The sequence below is a fragment of the Micromonospora cynarisoli genome (assembly GCF_030518815.1).
GTDB lineage: Bacteria > Actinomycetota > Actinomycetes > Mycobacteriales > Micromonosporaceae > Micromonospora > Micromonospora wenchangensis.
In genome coordinates this window covers 6416265-6432809 of sequence record NZ_CP130426.1, presented here as the reverse complement: position 1 = coordinate 6432809, position 16545 = coordinate 6416265, and the positions used below count along the sequence as shown (strand labels likewise).

8 protein-coding genes and 1 pseudogene are annotated in these 16545 nt (G+C 72.6%); 6 read left to right on the top strand and 3 right to left on the bottom strand.

What is annotated here, in order from left to right:
* Window positions 1-52: 52 nt before the first annotated feature.
* The gene (locus Q2K16_RS28360) at window positions 53-1573 is read left to right on the top strand and encodes a YifB family Mg chelatase-like AAA ATPase (protein WP_302741314.1); all 1521 of its coding nucleotides are present in this window, start codon (window positions 53-55) and stop codon (window positions 1571-1573) included.
* Window positions 1570-2748 carry a DNA-processing protein DprA gene (locus Q2K16_RS28355; RefSeq protein WP_302741313.1) on the top strand — a complete coding sequence of 393 codons (1179 nt, stop codon included), beginning with the start codon at window positions 1570-1572 and terminating at the stop codon, window positions 2746-2748. Before Q2K16_RS28360 ends, Q2K16_RS28355 begins: the two co-directional genes overlap by 4 nt.
* A 75-nt stretch (window positions 2749-2823) precedes the next feature.
* Here Q2K16_RS28355 and Q2K16_RS28350 read toward each other — a convergent pair whose 3' ends face one another.
* Window positions 2824-3042, bottom strand: coding sequence for a hypothetical protein (locus Q2K16_RS28350; protein ID WP_302741312.1), 219 nt, complete (start codon window positions 3040-3042; stop codon window positions 2824-2826).
* A complete protein-coding gene (locus Q2K16_RS28345; RefSeq protein ID WP_302741311.1) occupies window positions 3036-10532 on the bottom strand; it encodes a LamG-like jellyroll fold domain-containing protein in 7497 nt (2498 codons plus the stop codon). The genes Q2K16_RS28350 and Q2K16_RS28345 overlap by 7 nt, the downstream gene beginning before the upstream one ends.
* A gap of 206 nt (window positions 10533-10738) precedes the next feature.
* Between Q2K16_RS28345 and Q2K16_RS28340 the strand changes: the two genes are divergently transcribed.
* The 3 genes from Q2K16_RS28340 to Q2K16_RS28330 all read left to right on the top strand — a co-directional run bounded on the left by Q2K16_RS28340 (window position 10739) and on the right by Q2K16_RS28330 (window position 14594).
* Complete coding sequence (locus Q2K16_RS28340; protein ID WP_302741308.1) at window positions 10739-12070, top strand: serine hydrolase domain-containing protein; 1332 nt, start codon at window positions 10739-10741, stop codon at window positions 12068-12070.
* A gap of 174 nt (window positions 12071-12244) precedes the next feature.
* Window positions 12245-13300 (top strand): tyrosine recombinase XerC, encoded by a 1056-nt coding sequence (locus Q2K16_RS28335; protein ID WP_302741306.1) that lies wholly within the window; start codon window positions 12245-12247, stop codon window positions 13298-13300.
* 106 nt (window positions 13301-13406) lie between these two features.
* The gene (locus tag Q2K16_RS28330; RefSeq protein WP_302741305.1) at window positions 13407-14594 is read left to right on the top strand and encodes an aminotransferase class V-fold PLP-dependent enzyme; all 1188 of its coding nucleotides are present in this window, start codon (window positions 13407-13409) and stop codon (window positions 14592-14594) included.
* A 78-nt stretch (window positions 14595-14672) separates the two neighbouring features.
* Here Q2K16_RS28330 and Q2K16_RS28325 read toward each other — a convergent pair.
* Window positions 14673-15227, bottom strand: a pseudogene (locus tag Q2K16_RS28325) (murein hydrolase activator EnvC family protein); the annotation flags it as partial.
* Window positions 15228-15435: 208 nt separating this feature from the next.
* Between Q2K16_RS28325 and Q2K16_RS28320 the strand changes: the two are divergent.
* Window positions 15436-16542 (top strand): sulfite oxidase, encoded by a 1107-nt coding sequence (locus Q2K16_RS28320; protein ID WP_302741303.1) that lies wholly within the window; start codon window positions 15436-15438, stop codon window positions 16540-16542.
* The last annotated feature ends 3 nt before the right edge of the window (window positions 16543-16545 follow it).

Genomic DNA, 16545 nt, shown 5'->3' with positions numbered 1-16545 from the left:
GGCAGGACGAGGACCGGCGGGCCGGCGGGCGGGTCCGGGCGGGGGTGGCGCGGTGAGCTACGCCAAGGTGCTCGGGGTGGGGTTGGTCGGCGTCACCGGCCACCTGGTCGAGGTCGAGGCGGACCTCTCCCCCGGGCTGCCGGCGGTGGTCATCTCCGGGCTGCCGGACACCGCCCTGCACGAGGCGCGGGACCGGGTCCGCGCGGCCGTGGTCAACTCGGGGCAGCGCTGGCCCAACCGCCGGATCACCCTCAACCTGCTGCCCGCCACGCTGCCCAAGTACGGCTCGGCGTTCGACCTGGCCATCGCGGTCGCCCTGCTCGGTGCCGCCGGTGAACTGCCGCTGCTGCCGGTGGAGGGGGTGGTGGTGCTCGGCGAGTTGGGGCTCGACGGGACGGTCCGGCCGGTCCGTGGCGTCCTGCCGATGGTCACCGCCGCCGTGCGTGCCGGGCTCGACCGGGTGGTCGTACCGGTGGGGAACGCGGCGGAGGCGGCGGTGATCCCCGGGGTGCGGGTCCGTGCCGTCGACACCCTGCACCGGCTGGTGGCCTTCATCCGGGACGGGACGCCCCTGCTCGAACCACCGCCACCCGTCCCCGTCGAGGCGGCGGCCGGGCCGGATCTCGCCGACGTCGCCGGGCAGGGCCTGGGCCGACGCGCGGTGGAGGTGGCGGCGGCCGGCGGGCACCACCTCTCCCTGCTGGGGCCACCCGGTGCCGGCAAGACGATGCTCGCCGAACGGTTGCCGTCGATCCTGCCGGCGCTCGACGACGCCGCAGCGTTGGAGGTGACCGCGCTGCACTCGATCGCCGGCACCCTGCCGCCGGACGGGCGGCTGCTGCGCCGTCCACCGTTCCAGGCACCCCACCACTCGGCCACCGTGGCGTCGCTCGTCGGCGGCGGCTCGGGACTGGCCCGGCCGGGGGCGGTGTCGCTGGCGCACCGGGGGGTGCTCTTCCTCGACGAGGCCGCCGAGTTCAGCAAGGCCGCCCTGGAGGCGTTGCGCCAACCGCTGGAGAGCGGGCAGGTGCACCTGACCCGGGCCCGGGGCGGCACCCGGTACCCGGCCCGGGTCCAGTTGGTGCTGGCCGCCAATCCCTGCCCGTGCGCCCGGCCCGGGGGCGACACGCTCTGCGAGTGCAGCCCGCTGGCCCGCCGGCGGTACCTCGGCCGGCTCTCCGGTCCCCTGCTCGACCGGATCGACGTACAGGTCAGGGTGCTGCCGGTGCGGGCGGCGGAGCTGATGGGCACCGACCCGGACGGTGAGCCGTCGGCGGTGGTCGCCGCCCGGGTGGCGGCGGCGCGCGGGGCTGCCGCCGAGCGGTGGGCGGCGGTCGGGCACCGGCTCAACGCGGAGGTGCCCGGCCCGCTGCTGCGCCGCCCGCCGTGGCGGCTCGCCGCCCGGGTCACCGCCGAGTTACGCGGTCGGCTCGACCGGGGTTCGCTCTCGGCCCGGGGCTTCGACCGGATCATCCGGCTCGCCTGGACGATCGCCGACCTCGACGGCCGGGACCGGCCCGACCAGGAGGACGTCCGGGAGGCCACCGGCCTCAGAACGGGGGAGGAAGCGTGACCAGCACCGAGGACCTGCACGCCCGGGTGGCGCTCACCTGGCTGGCCGAGCCGGGCACCCGGTCGGTGTACCGCCTGGTGGGCCGGCTGGGTGCGGCGGCCACCCTGGAACTGCTGCTCGACGGCGGTGCCCCCGACGACACGTTGCGGGCGACGGTGGCGGCCCGGCTGGACGCCGGTGACCCCAGGGCGGTGGCCGCCGGGGCGGTGGCGCTCGCCGACCGGCTCGGCGCGCGGATCGTCTGCCCCGCCGACGACGAGTGGCCCGCCCCGCTGGGTGACCTGGAACGGCTCGAACTGCCCGGGGCTAGCCGGAGGGTCGACCGGGAGACCGCCCCACCGCTGTGCCTGTGGGTACGCGGCGGGTGGCCGCTGGCCGAGGTGTTGGACCGCTCGGTCGCGGTGGTTGGCGCACGGGCCGCCACCGGGTACGGCGTACACGTCGCCACCGAACTCGGGTACGGCCTGGCCGACCGGGAGTGGACGGTGGTTTCCGGTGGCGCGTTCGGCATCGACGCCGCCGCCCACCGGGGCGCGTTGAACGCCGGTGGGGTGACGGTGGCGGTGCTGGCCTGCGGGGTGGACCGTCCCTACCCGATGGGCAACTCCGCGCTCTTCGACCGGATCGCCGAGACCGGCCTGCTGGTCAGCGAGTGGCTGCCGGGTGCGGAGCCGCTGCGTCCCCGTTTCCTGATCCGCAACCGGGTGATCGCCGCCGGCACCCGGGGCAGTGTGCTGGTCGAGGCGGCGGCCCGCAGCGGCGCGGCCCAGACCATGCACCGGGCGATCGCCCTCCGACGGCCCGCGATGGTGGTGCCCGGTCCGGTCACCTCGGCGCTGTCCGTCGGCGCACACGAGCTGCTGCGGGAGTACGACCGCACCCGACTTGTCACCGGGCTCGCGCACGTGCTGGAGGAGGTGGGTCGGATCGGGGCCGACCTGGCGCCGCCCGCCCGGGGCGCGGACCGTCCGACGGACGTCCTCGACGACGAGGCGGCCATGCTGCGCGAGTCGATGCCCCGGCGCGGCACGGTCGGCGCGGACGTGCTCGCCGCCCGGGCCGGGGTGCCGGTCCGGACGGCGCTACGCAAACTCGCCCTGCTGGAGGAGTTGGGCCTGGTGGCCCGCCGCGACGACGGCTACGCCCTCAGCCGACACCGATCGTCCGGAGGTTGAGGATGCCTGGGACGGCAGCTCGCCCTGGTGGGGCCGGCGGACGGCACCGCTCGGCCCCATCGAAGCACAAGGTTCTCAGGTGCCGGTGTTCCGACCGGGGGAATCGTGATCTCCCCTGGTCAGCACGTCCCGCAGGGCTTTCCCGAAGAACCAGAGTGCGAGTAGGAGCACTGGCAGGACGACCCACGAACGCCAGCTCCGCTCGGCGAGAACGTCGGGCGTCCGGATGCCGGTGTAGAGCAGCACCAGGCCCGCAACGAGCAGTCGCGTCCAGGGGTTGGAGGCCTTCACCATGCCCAGTTTCGTCGGTAGGATCGGCGACCGCACGAGGACCGGGACAGTCCACGGGTCCACTGGCCGAGCTTAGCGCACATGGTGTTGTAGCCCCTCGCGCCCCAGTCGTGCACCCGGTCACGCCAGAACCGGCCAGCCGTCCTGAGATTGTCGAGGTCGCCACCGATGGTGGCGGCCCAACCATTTCGCCAGACCTCACCACCGACCCGCGAGCCACACTTGCGCCAGTTACTCCGGCATCCCTTCCAGCCGATCTTGGCCACTCGCTTGCCGACCTTCCAGCCGGCCTTCGTCAGACGGACGCCCAGACGACCACCCTTGTAGAAGGAACCACCCGGAATCACCCAGGCCGCCAGGGCGATGTGGGCATGCGCCGCCTCCCGGTAGCTGCCGGACGGACGGCAGGCGGCGGACCAGAGCCACCTCAGGGTCCGACACCGCCCATCGAGGTCGAACGAGTTGACCGGGTCACCACACACGTACTCGTAGGCGTTGCAACTGCCGCCGGCCACCGGATCGGTGCTCAGGAATCGACCGGTCGACGGCAGGTAGAGCCGGACCCCCATCAGCAGGCCGCCACCGAGAGCGTCACCGGAACGCTGTTTACCGCCCAGCCAGCCGTAGCGCTGATCGGCCTGAGCGGAGGAGGGGACACCGAACTCGTCGTAGTCGAACAACTCGGGCTCGGTGAGGGCGAGGTCGATCGTGACAGCGACATCGCCATGCAGGTTCGTGAGGTGCAGGTTCACGTCGCCCGCGAGGGAGGTACTAGCGGCGAGGTCGCCGTCAGGGCCGCAGACGTTGCGGGTCACGACGCCTGTCGCGGTGTCCTCCTCGATCCACCGTGGCTTGTCCGAGTCGTCGCTGTAGTGGTTCAGCATCGTCGTGGGGCTGGACCACGACCCGTCGCTCTCTGTCTCGGTGGTGATCGCCCGGAACCGATGGGCCGGATCCAGCGTCCAGGTCCGGCGGCTGTCTCCGAGTTGCTGGCGCTGGACGAGGTCGTTGGCGTAGTAGGTGTTGGTGGTGCCTCCGGGCAGCTCGGTGATCCGGCCGAACGTGTCGTAGACATAGCCGGCGTCGGTCGTTCGATCGGCGGTGTCGTAGGTGTGGGTCTCGTGTTCCTGGGTCACGTCGCGCTGGCAGTCACCGGCCGCGTCCGGACCGTAGACCCGCTTGTCGTCACGGTTGGATCGACTGTCGTACTGGTACGCACGGGTGACGCAGCCGCCGGTGATCGCGCTGCTGTGCTGGGTCGTGACCAGCCGGCCGATCCGGTTGTACCGATGCTCCTTGCTGCCCCCGGTGTAGCTGTCGAGGACCACCTGGCCGGCGTTGTTCTCCACCACCGACTCCGAGTAGATCACGGTCTCGTCGGAGTCCCGGGTATAGGTGCGCTCCACCGGTTGGAGGTTGGCGTCCAGCCGATCGGTACGGGTCAGTCCACCCGGGTAACCCAGTTCGGTCAACTGCCCGTCGGGGGAGTAGCGGGCGCTGAAGGTGCCCGCGACACTGTCCGTGGTGCTTGTCACCATGCCTCTGGGCTCCACGGCACGGTCATAGGCGTACGTGGAGTACCCGGTGGGATCCGAGGACCTGGTCATCCTGCCGAAGCGGTCGTACTCGCTTCGTGAGATGGCACCATCGGCATCGGTGTAGCCGACCATTCTGCCCAGCAGGTCGTAGTCCCGGCTGATGGTGGCGCCACCCGTCGTCGTGGTGGTGGGCGCACCGGACGTCGGGCTGTACCCGGTCGTCACCGCGCCGACCGCCGTGCCCTCGTCGGACGTGAGCGTGGTGCTCACCACCCGACCGGCGGAATCGAACATGGTGGTCGTGGTCCGGGTCCTGCCATTGGACGTCTCGGTGAGAACCGCCTCCCGTCCGTACCGGTTGTAGGCGCTCACCCGTTTGACCGGCAGCGACGTGGTCATGCGGGACGGATCGTGGCCCGAGACGTTTCCTGCGACACGGGTCACGCAGGTGAGTCCCGCCCACTCGGGACGGTCGCCGCAGGCGCTGTCCTGGCTGTGTGCCCCGGCGGTGTAGTAAAGGGTCTCGTGCGAGCGGGCGTCCGTTCCGGAGGAATCGACGCCCACGGTCCTGACGACCCGACCCGACGAGTCGTAGACAGTTCCCGAGGCGAGATTCGCTCCTCCCGCCACCGCATCCAGGGTCTGCGCGGTCGGCTTCTTGAGCGTCCAGCCGGAGGTGCCGCCGTACTCGGCGTCGTAGCCGTTGCGGGTCACCCGGACGTCGGCATCCGGGTAGCCGACGATCTGCACGCCCTTGCTCTCACTGGTGACCAGGTGGTACGTGTCACCGTCCGGCTTGTCCTGGTCATACCGGTTGATGGTACGGGCGCGGCCGATGACCGTGCTCCCGGCAGGCAGCGCCTCCAAGGGCCCGCTCCCGTCCGGGTCGGCGAGTGCGTCCTCCACCACCAGCGTGGACGTCGGGCCGACGGTCTCCAGGAGATCGACGCCGTCGACGCTGTAGGAATTGATCGTGGACAGGGCGAGAGACCTGCTCGCCGGGTCGGACCCCGCCAGGCCGAGTTCGGCGAGGTGGCTGTCGGCACCCGCCAGGGTGCCCAGGGCCAGTGCCCGGTCGGTCGCCTCAAGGGTGCGGACGACGTTGCCGAACCGGTCGTACTCCTGGCTGTCGATGTCGCCACCGGGACTGGCCGTGTTGACCTCCCGACCACCCGCGTTGAGATAGTGGACGACCGCGTACGGGTACCCGTTGACACCGGGGGCGGTGGGCGTCGCCGCGTTGCGGCCAGGATTGTCCTGCGGGCCGAAGACAGCGGTGGCGTCGGTGGGCAGGTCCACCTGCCCCCACATCCCGACAGCGGCTGCGTTCAGGTCGTACGGTCCGCCTGCCGCCTTGTGCAAGGGAACGTTGTAGACCAGGTTGGTGGCGATCTCGCCATCGGTGGCGGTCATGGAGCCCTGTTGTAGAGCGGCCCGGCGGACCCGCAACAGGCGTCCGGTGTTCTCGTCTCCGGACAGGTCGGTGACCTGGTCGTCGGTGAGGGCCTTGCCGTAGATGCGGACGTCGTCGATCTCGCCGTCCCAGACGTTGGCTGCGGCGGCGGCCCACTTGGCCCTACCTACGACATAACCGCCGCTGGCGTTCCAGCCGCCGGTCGCCGCGGTCGTGGTCTGCGGCACGCCGTTGACGTAGAGCTTCATCCTGCCGCTGGCGGTGTCGTACACACCGGCCAGGTGAGTCCATTTTCCCGCCACCGCCGTGGTGTTGGCCAGCGCCCGCACCGGGGTCGCGCTGTCGCCATCCGAGGTGACCCGCGAGAAGGCGAACTTGTCCTCGGCGGCGACATAGTTGAGGAAGAAGCCGCTGGTCCGGGTGCCGTCCTTGGAGACGGCCGTCCGGTTGACCGACTTGTCCTTGATCCGCACCCAGGCCGCGACCGTGTAGGACGAGGTGTTGGACGAAGCGGCACCGGAGACAGCAATCTGTTGTCCGGACCCGCCGGTGAACACCGCCGCCCGGTCAGCCGGATCCGCCGGGTCGTTGCCCTGGCCCCACGTCACCCCGCCGGACATGGCACCGGAGCGTCCGCTGCCCGAGGAGTCGGCCACGGCGGTGCCGGCACCCTCGTGGAAGTCCCACCGTAGGGCCGCCGAATCCACGTCCGGGTTGCCGTAGTCGAAGCTCCACGGCAGTTCGCCCGGGGGCGTGGCCCCGGTGACCCGGCCTTCCCGGTACTGGTAGGTCGTCTTCAACGCCGGCGTGACACGCGGATCCCACACTTCGCGGAGCTGACCGAGGTTGTCGTAGGCGTACCGGGCGACCTCGGTGGCGGACATCGCCGCGCCGTCGGGGTCCCAGGCCCAGAGCTTCACCCCGCGCACCCGGTCGGTGTAGTCACCGAAGACCGTCTGGCTCAGTCCGGAGGTGGAGGCGGTGGCGTACTCGTACTCCAGGACCTGGCAACCGCGGGCGGGAGTCGCCGAGGTGCATCTGTTCGTGTCGTCCACACCCTGCTCGGTGGGGTTGATGACCTTCTTGAGCAGCAGCCTGTTGTCGCTCACGTCGTACACGTACTGCGTCGTCGTGTTCGCCTCCGCCGACCACGACGAGGTGACCGCCCACACTCCGCTGCGCTGGGCGAACTCGGTGACCGTTCCGTCCTCGTCGGTCAGCCGGTAGGCCGTGCTGCCGACCTTGGCCAGGCTCAGCCCCTCGAAACCCGGTTCCGGAGCGAAACTAGTGCCGTCAGCGTTCCGGGCGAAGGTGATCCAGCCACCGTCGATCGTGCTGACCTGGGCAAGCGAGGGCTCCGGAAACGTGATGGTGGTGTAGCTGGCCGCAGTGGCGCCACCCGTGGCACCGCCGGTCCACCCCGTGCCGAAGGGCGCGACGATCTCGGTGAAGGACAGGTTGTCCCAGTAGACGCTGCGACCGGAGCCGCCCTGCGCGCCGTTGTACAGACGGAAGAATGCCTCCGTGGCCTCTGCCGGCACGGTCATGTCCACCGACAGTTCCTGCCAGCCGTCGGTGTAGCCGGCCATCGCCGAGGTCACCTCGGTGTAACTCGTCCCCACCTTGTAGAAGCCGACGATCCGCAGACCCCGTTGGGTGTGCGCCGGCAGCAGACTCGTCGCCCCGGGCACGTACACCCAGCCCGTCATGCGGTACGTCCTGCCTCCCGTCATGCCGAGGCGCAGCGCACCGCCGTCACCACCGACCGCCACGTAGGTGTCGTTGCCGGTGGTGGCCCCGGGAGTGATCTCCAGGGAGTCGACCGGTGTGGTCTCCCCCTGGCCACGGACGGTGGACCGCGTCGCCGAGGACGTGGCCGGCACCGTGAAGCCGGTGAGGCCGGTGGTGATCTGCTGCTGGTTGGCGGTCAGCCGCTGGGCCATCGGCTGGTAGCCGATCCCCTTCTCCCGGGAGGACGCCGAGCGGCCCACGGACAGACCGAGCGCGTCGGCATCGCTCGTAGAGATGGAGTAGTCGCCGGTGAGCAGGTTGACCGACCCCGGGCCGATCTCGTCACCCGCCGCGCCGTCACCGCTGGAGTCGACGTTCACCCGGACCCACGGGATCGTGTACGCCGGGGTGGTGCCGGATGCCGTGTAGAGGTGGGCCCGCACCTCGACCACGCCGCCGATCAGGCCGAGGGTGTCGGTGGCGTTCCAGATCGCGTACCCGCCGAGGACGGACAGCGCGACCGGGCTGGCGGCGGTGGCGGTGATCGGCGCCCCGGTGGCCGAGGTCAGGTTGGCCGAGGGCACCGGCAGGGTCGCCCCGCCCGGCCCACGCCGGTACTCGAAGTACGTCCGGGTGTAGCCGGCGACCGGGCTGGTGATGCGCAGTTTGGTGCGCTTGACGATGGTCGCGCCGGGCAGCGGTTCGGCGAGGGCGGCGTTGCCGGCGTCGAAGACGTACAGGTTCGGGCTGGACAGGTTGCCGGCCGAGTCCTTGGCCTGCACGGTCAGCGTCCGGTGGCCGTCGCGGGGGCTCAGGGTGACCGACTTCGCGCCGGTCGCGGCGAGGGTGGTGGCGGCGGTGTCGTAGTCGAACTTGTAGACGAACGCGGCCAGGTCGGTGGTGCCCGACGCCGGGGTGAACGTGAACGTGTCGGACTGGCCCGCGCCACCGTGCGGCTGGGCGTCGTTGAGGTAGATCGTCGCGGCGACGAACGGCACCCCCGGCGGGGAGGTGTCCACGGTCAACGGGGTCCAGGCCGTCCAGCCGCCGTGAGCGTACGGGTCCTTCGCCCGGACCTGCCACTCGTACTGGGTGCCGTTGACCAGGTCGACGGGCACCTGCCAGGCGGCGGTGGAGCCGTTGGTCCACGCCGGGCTACCCGACCGCAGGCCAGACGAGGAGACGACAGCCTGGGTGGTCTTGTTCCGGACCACGAACTCGGCCTGCAGGGTCTGCCCGGCGTTGGCGTCGGCCAGCTTCGCCGACAAGGTGGGGCGCAGCGACGCCGTACGGGCACCGGAACCGCAGGCGGTGTAGCAGGGCGCGACCGCCAGGGCGGACGGCGCGGACGGCACGCTGTTGTAGGTGATGGAGACAAGCGGTGGATGGGTGCCCTCGGCCGAGTCGAACCGCTTCCAACCCGCCGTGGAGGTCTCCGAGGTGGCCCGCAGCAGCACGCTGGCGCTCGATGCGCTGTTGTCCGCCGCGTACTGCAACGCCCCGCCGACCTCGATGTAGACGTAGCCGTCACCGCAGGACGAGCTGTACCCACGGGTCTCGGTGGAGGTGCCCACCTTGGCCCGCGCGGTCGGCTGGTTGGTCCAGCGCGCCGACGAGTCGACATAGTCGGTGCGCCACGCCTCCCACGACGCGGCGGTGCACGACCACGAGTGGTAGTTCCACAGCCGCAGCTTCGCCGACATGATCCGGCTGCCGGCGAACCCGGTGGTGTTGAACCGCAGGTACGACCGGGCGGTGAACGAGCCGCCGTCGTTGGAGTAGCCCAGCTTCAGGTCGGCCGCCCCGGACTGGTCACTGGAGTAGCTGTTCTGCACGAACGCGTCGAACGACGCCGACAGCGACGTCGGCGGGTCGATGGTCACCGGGAAGGCCAGGTCCGGCCGGGCCAGGAACGCCGGGTCCGGCGTCAACTCCAGCACCGTACGGCCCTTGCCGCCGGCCACCGTTCGCAACCCGACCGGGGCGTGGTTGACGTGCTCACCGGAGTGCGGCGTCACGGTCGCGTCCCACATCAGCGGGGTCTGTGCCCGGCCGACCTGACGGCCCTTGCCGTTCTTCAGCACCAGCCCGCCCATGCCGTCCCGGGCCGCGCTGAGCTTGCCGGTACGCAGCGGCAGAGTCAGCTTCCGCACGTGTGCCAGGCCGGCCCGGTCCTTGACCACGACGTGCTGCTCGTAGCCGGTGGCGTGGGCATGGAAGACCAGGTCGACGCCGGGACGGACGTCGGGGTAGGTGATCGTGCGGCCGTCGAGCACCGGCTCGGGCAGCCGCCCGGTCCAGGCCAGGGCGGAACGGTCGGCCCCCGTGCCGAGCGCGGCCACCTCGTGCTCGCCACCGGCGGCGGTGGCCCCGGCGAAGGTTAGGCCGCGCGGGTGCGCCAGCGGCGCGACCGACCCGTCCGCACGGCGTTGCAGGGTGAGGTCGACGGGCACCCACTTCTCGCCGTCGCGCACCCGGACCGGGGCGAGCGCCTGCTCCTCGGTGAGCGTGCCGTCCGGGTTGGCGAAGAGCTGCGTCGACTCGGTCCGCCGGCCGGCAACCTCCACCCGCGCCCCGCAGAGCCGGGCCGCGACCGCGGCGGAGACCTCGTCGGCCCGGTCGTCCGGGCAGGCCGGCTTCGGGGCCGGTTTCGGCGCGGCCACCGCCGGCCGGACCGGCCGCGCCGGTAGGTCCGCCATGGTGGCCACCAGTACGAGCACCATCAGGACCCACAACCGCCGGATCCACCGGCCGTACGGTTCCTCGCTCAGTGTGCTGAAGACATGCGACCGCCAACGATGCGTCTGCACAACGCCCTCCCCCGTGAAGCCTCCCGATGAGGCGAACGGAGCGTACGGTCGACCTCACGGAAAGTTCAACACCTTGACGAGCAGCGAATTCACGGCTATTCATCGAGTCCGGGCGAGGTGTTTCGTCCACAATGGGAGGGGTAGGTAGGTTCAAACGGTCGAACCGCGATGGCCCTGTGGCGCTGCGGGATGCGATGATCGCTGCCGTGTCGATTCCCCGTCGTTCCGTCCTCGGTCTCGGGTTCGCCGCCGCCCTCGGGCTGACCGGCTGCGCAAAGAATCCACCCGCCGGGGCGGCAGGTTCCTGGGCCACCCCCGCCCCCGGTGACGGCCCGCCGGGCGGCCAGGGCGCGGCGGCGGCCGGCCGACCGGGGGCCGCCGCCCGGGGTGCCGCCCCGACCGCGACGAGAAAGCCGCGCGCGCTCACCGTGGCGCTCCAGCGCTACCTCCAGCCCACCACCGAGAACCCGAAGCACCCGACGTACGCCGGGGCGGTGGTGCTGGCGACGACCGACGGTGAACCGACCGACCACCTGGCGGTCGGTGAGGCACTGCGCTACGACGCCGGGCCGGTGCTGCTGCCGGCGGCGAAGCGGGTCGCCATGCGTCCCGACTCGATCTTCGACCTGGCCTCGCTCACCAAGGTCTACACCGCCATCCTCACCCTGCAGCAGGTCGACAGCGGGCAGATCGACCTGGACGCCCCGGTGGTGCGGTACCTGCCCGAGTTCACCGGCACCGGCAAGTCCGCCGTCACCGTGGCGATGCTGCTGGCCCACACCAGCGGCCTGCCGGTCGGGGCGAAGGTGACCGGCTACTCGACGATGGCGCAGCGGTGGCAGGCGGTGCTGGCCACGCCGCTGGTCAGCGGTGCCATTCCGGGCACGGTGTTCCGCTACTCCAGCGTCGGTCTGATGGTGGCCGGGAAGATCGTCGAGAAGGTCACCGGGCTCACCCTCGACCGGGCCCTGAAGACCAACCTGACCACGCCGTTGGGGCTGCGTTACACCGGGTTCAACCCCAACACCTGGCTCAGTTCGACCGACCGGGCCAACCGCCTGGTCGCCACCGACGCCCGGTCCTCGCGGGGGCTGCTACGGGGCGTGGTGCACGACGACGTCGCCAACCACCTCGGCGGCATCGCCGGTCACGCCGGCATCTTCGCTCCCGCCGAGGAGGTGGCGGTCATCGGGCAACTGCTGCTCGACGGCGGCAGCTACGGCGGGAAGCGGATCCTCGCCGAGAGCACGGTGACCCGGATGCTGCGCAACGCCAACACCGGGTTGCCCGCCGTCGACCCGGACCGGCCGGGCCGCACCTCCGACCACGGCCTCGGTGTGGTGCTCAACCAGCCCTGGTTCATGGGCAGGCTCGCCCGGCCCACCACCTTCGGGCACACCGGGTTCACCGGCACGTCGTTCCTGGTGCAACCCGACCGTCGCCGGGTGCTGGTGCTGCTGACCAACCGCGCCCATCCGAACTGGAGCTGGGCCGACCCGGACCCGGCCCGGGTCGCCGTGGCCAACACGTTCGCCTGACCCGCTCCCGCCGCCGGCTGGACCACAACCGGCCCGGCGGGTCGTCCGGTCGGCGGTGTCCCCCTGCCGGCGTCCGTAAGCTGGGCCGGTGAACCCGGACGAGTGGTCGGTCGCAGGTCGACGACCGTCGACCCCCGGCAGTCGCCGCCGGGCGACCTCGGCGGTGGCAGGGCGATGAGTAGTCGCGGGCCGGGTACCCGGGCCACCCGTCAGGCGCTGCCGCCGGCCATGCGGGACGCGGTCGACGGATTCGCCGTGCACCTGGCGCAGGTACGCAACCGCTCCGCGCACACCGTCCGGGCGTACGTCGCCGACCTGGTCTCGCTGCTCGACCATGCGGTCCGGATGGGTTGCACCGCCCCCGCCGAGCTGGATCTGGGCGTGTTGCGCAGTTGGCTGGCGAAGCAGCGGACCACCGGCGCGGCATCCAGTTCGTCGGCTCGACGGGCCGCCGCGGCACGTACCTTCAGCGGCTGGGCCCACCGGTCCGGCCTCCTGGCGACGGACGTGGCCGCCCCGCTGGCCACCCCCAAGACGCGTCGGGAACTGCCGGTGGTGCTCCGCGCCGACCAGGTCGCCACCCTCGTGGAGGCACCGGGCCGGGAGTGGGCCACCGCCCCGAGCCACCACGGGTCTGCCACCGGGCAACGCGACGCGCCCTCCACCGGGGCACCGTCCGCCCCGACCACCGGCGGGCCTTCCCCGCGGGTGGACCCGGCGGACGAGGCGGTCCTGGTACGTGACCGGGCGCTGCTCGAACTGCTCTACGCGACAGGCGCGCGGATCAGCGAGGTGTGCGGTCTGGACACCACGGACGTCGACCGGGAACGTCGGGTGGTCCGGGTCCTCGGCAAGGGCAACCGGGAACGGACGGTCCCGTACGGGCTGCCGGCGCAGCGGGCGGTCGACAGGTGGTTGGCGGCGGGCCGCCCCGAACTGGCCGGCCCGGACTCCGGGCGGGCCCTGTTCCTCGGTGCCCGGGGCGGGCGGCTGCACCCGACGATGGCCCGACGGATCGTCGCCGGGTACGCGCAGGCCGCCGGGCTACCGCCGACCAGCCCGCACGGGCTGCGGCACTCGGCGGCCACCCATCTGCTGGACGGCGGGGCCGACCTGCGGGCGGTGCAGGAACTGCTGGGGCACTCGTCCCTGGCGAGCACCCAGATCTACACCCACGTGTCGGTGGAACGGCTCCGCGCCGCCTACCGCCAGGCCCACCCCCGGGCCTGACCACCGCCGGGGCCGGAGCCAGCCCACCCCAGGAGCCGAGCCGGCCCTCAGGTGACCGGTGACGATCGGTCCGGCCGCTCTGCGGCATGCGGGCTACGATCGCCCGATGAGCGTCCCGACGCCACCCGAGTCGATTCCCGGGGCCCGACTGCTCTTCACCCTCGATCCCTCGGTCAGTTACCTCAACCACGGGGCGTTCGGTGCGGTACCGCTCAGCGTGCAGCGCACCCAGCAGCGGCTGCGCGACGAGATGGAAGCCAACCCGCAGCGCTTCTTCGGTATGGCGCTGATCGACCGGCTCGCCCACACCCGACGGCACCTGGCCGCCTTCCTCGGTGCCGATCCGGACGGCACGGCCCTGGTCGGCAACACCACGACGGGGGTGGCCGTGGTCCTCCAGTCACTCGGTCTGCGCCCGGACGACGAGGTGCTCGGCACTGACCACGGGTACGGCGCGGTGAACTACTCCGTCGCCCGGGAGTGCCGCCGGACGGGCGCGACCACCCGTACCCTGCACCTGCCCCGGTCCGCCACCGACGCGCAGATCGTGGAGATCGTCCGGGCCGGCCTGCGCCCGGGGCGCACCCGGTTGCTGCTGGTCGACCAGCTCACCTCGGCCACCGCCCGGGTGCTGCCGGTCGCCGCGCTGGTGGCGGTGGCCCGGGAGCACGGCATTCCGGTCCTGGTGGACGCGGCACACGTGCCCGGGATGCTGCCGGTGCAGGTCGACGCGATCGGGGCCGACTTCTGGGTGGGCAACCTGCACAAGTGGGGGTTCGCCCCACGCGGCACCGCCGTGCTGGTCGTCGCCCCGTCGTGGCGGACGCGGATCGAGCCGTTGGTGGTGTCCTGGCAGCAGGCCGAGGGCTTCCCGGGGAACGTCGAGTGGCAGGCCACCCTCGACTACACGAGTTGGTTGAGCGCCCCGGCCGGTCTCTACGCGCTGCGTAGCCTCGGCGTCGAGCGGGTCCGGGCGCACAATGCCGCACTGGCGGCGTACGGGCAGCGGGTGGTCGGGGACGCGCTCGGGGTGCCCCCGGCCGACCTGCCCGACCCGGGCGGGCCGGGGGTGGCGATGCGGATCGTGCCGTTGCCGGCGGGCGTCGCCGGCACCCTGGAGGAGGCCGCCGCCCTGCGCGGCCGGATCGCCGAACGCCTCGCCGCCGAGGTGGCGGTGATGGCCTGGCACGGTCGGGGTTGGCTGCGGCTGTGCGGCCAGGTCTACAACACCCCCGACGAGTACGAGCGGCTCGCCGCCCGGCTGCCGGCGTTGCTGGCCGGGGTCGGGGGCTGAGCCGCCGCCGGAGCGCCGACCGCACCGGCAGGGTGCCGCGCCGTCCCGTCGGGCGACCCCGTCCGGCCCGTCGGCCCGGCGGAGGCCGGCCGTCACCGGCAGCAGGCGGACCCGGCCGAGCCCGAGCAGGGCCAGCGGGTCGAGGTACTCCGGGCCGCGTCGGGCACCCCAGTGCAGGCAGCCGCCGGCCGGCGCGGCCGTCGCAGGGCAGCCCGGATGCCCGGCGAGCAGCACGCCCAGCGCGGCGCCCGCCGCCACCACGTCACCGGTGTGCACCCGGGGACGCACCGGCTCGTAGGTGGTCCGCAGCCCCTCCGGGTGGCCGACGGTGACCACCGGTCGGCCGGCCACCATGCCGGCGAAGAGCACCGTGCCGGCCCCGGCGGCCCGGACGGTGGCACCGGGCGCGGCGGCGAGGTCCACGCCCCGGTGGCCGGCGAGCCAGGGCAGCGGGGGTGGGTCGAACGGGCGTACCGGTCGGGGTGGGCCGTCGAGCGGCCACCGGAACGCCGGTGCGGGCGCGGCCCGGACCGGGACGGATCGTGGCGGGGTCGGCCGGCCGGGGAGCCAGTGCGGGCCGAACACGAGCACGGCGACCCCGAGGGCCGTCACCTGCCGTAGTCCTCTGCGCATCACCGCAGCATGCCGGGGTCGCCCGAGTGGTGCCGCGCACCTGGTGTCCGCTGTGGATGACCGGACGGGCTGTGGAAAACGCCTGTCGGGTCGGTGGATCTGTTATGCCGCGTGCCGGCCGCCACCGGGGTGGAACTACGACGGTGCCGGCCGGCGGACCGGTCTAGGCTGGCGGGAACGCAGTGCGGCGCGGACCGGGAGGCCACCGATGACCACCATGGACGACGTGAGCCGGCCCTCGCGGGTCGCCGGGCCGGACGAGGCGATCAGCCCGGAGGAACTCCGGTTGGCCGCCCGTAACCACGGCATACCGCTCGAAGCGCTGCGGTACGACGTCACCCCGGCCGGCCTGCACTACCTGCTCATCCACTACGACATCCCCGACCTCGACCCGGCGGCCCACACGCTGACCGTGGACGGGGCGGTGGGTCGGCCGCTCCGGCTCGGCCTGGCCGAGTTGCGCGAACGCCCCCGGGTGACCCACCGGGTGACGCTGGAGTGCGCCGGCAACGGCCGGGCGCTGCTGCACCCCCGCCCGGTCAGCCAGCCGTGGCTGGTGGAGGCGGTGGGCAACGCCGAGTGGACGGGCACCCCGCTGGCACCGCTGCTGCGCGAGGCCGGGATCGCGCCCGACGCGGTGCACGTGGTGTTCACCGGCGCCGACCACGGCGTGGAGCGCGGGGTGGAGCAGGGCTACCGGCGGGCCCTGCCGGTCGACGACGCGCTGCGCGACGAGGTGCTGCTGGCGTACGAGATGAACGGCGCTCCCCTGCTTCCCCAGCACGGCGCACCGCTACGGCTGATCGTCCCGGGCTGGTACGGCATGGCGCACGTCAAGTGGCTACGCACGATCAGCGTGCTGACCGGGGAGTTCGACGGCTACCAGAACGCGGTGGCCTACCGGCTGCGGCGCGACGCCGACGACCCGGGGGTGCCGGTGACCCGGATCGAGCCCCGGGCGCTGGTCCGGCCGCCGGGCTTCCCGGATTTCATGTCCCGGGCCCGGGTGCTGCGGCCGGGGCCGTGCACGGTGGACGGACGTGCCTGGTCGGGGCACGGGCCGGTGGTGGCGGTGGAGGTGACCACGGACGGCGGGGCGAACTGGTCGCCGGCCACCCTGGACCCGCCGGCCGGCGGCGGGTGGTCGTGGCGACGCTGGCGGTACGAGTGGACGCCGCAGCCCGGCCGCTACGCGCTGGGGGCGCGGGCGACCGACGCGTCGGGGCGTACCCAGCCGGTGGAGCAGCAGTGGAACCGGGGTGGGTTCGCCAACAACCTCGTCCAGCGGGTCGACGTGGTGGTCGTCGCGGAGTGAGGG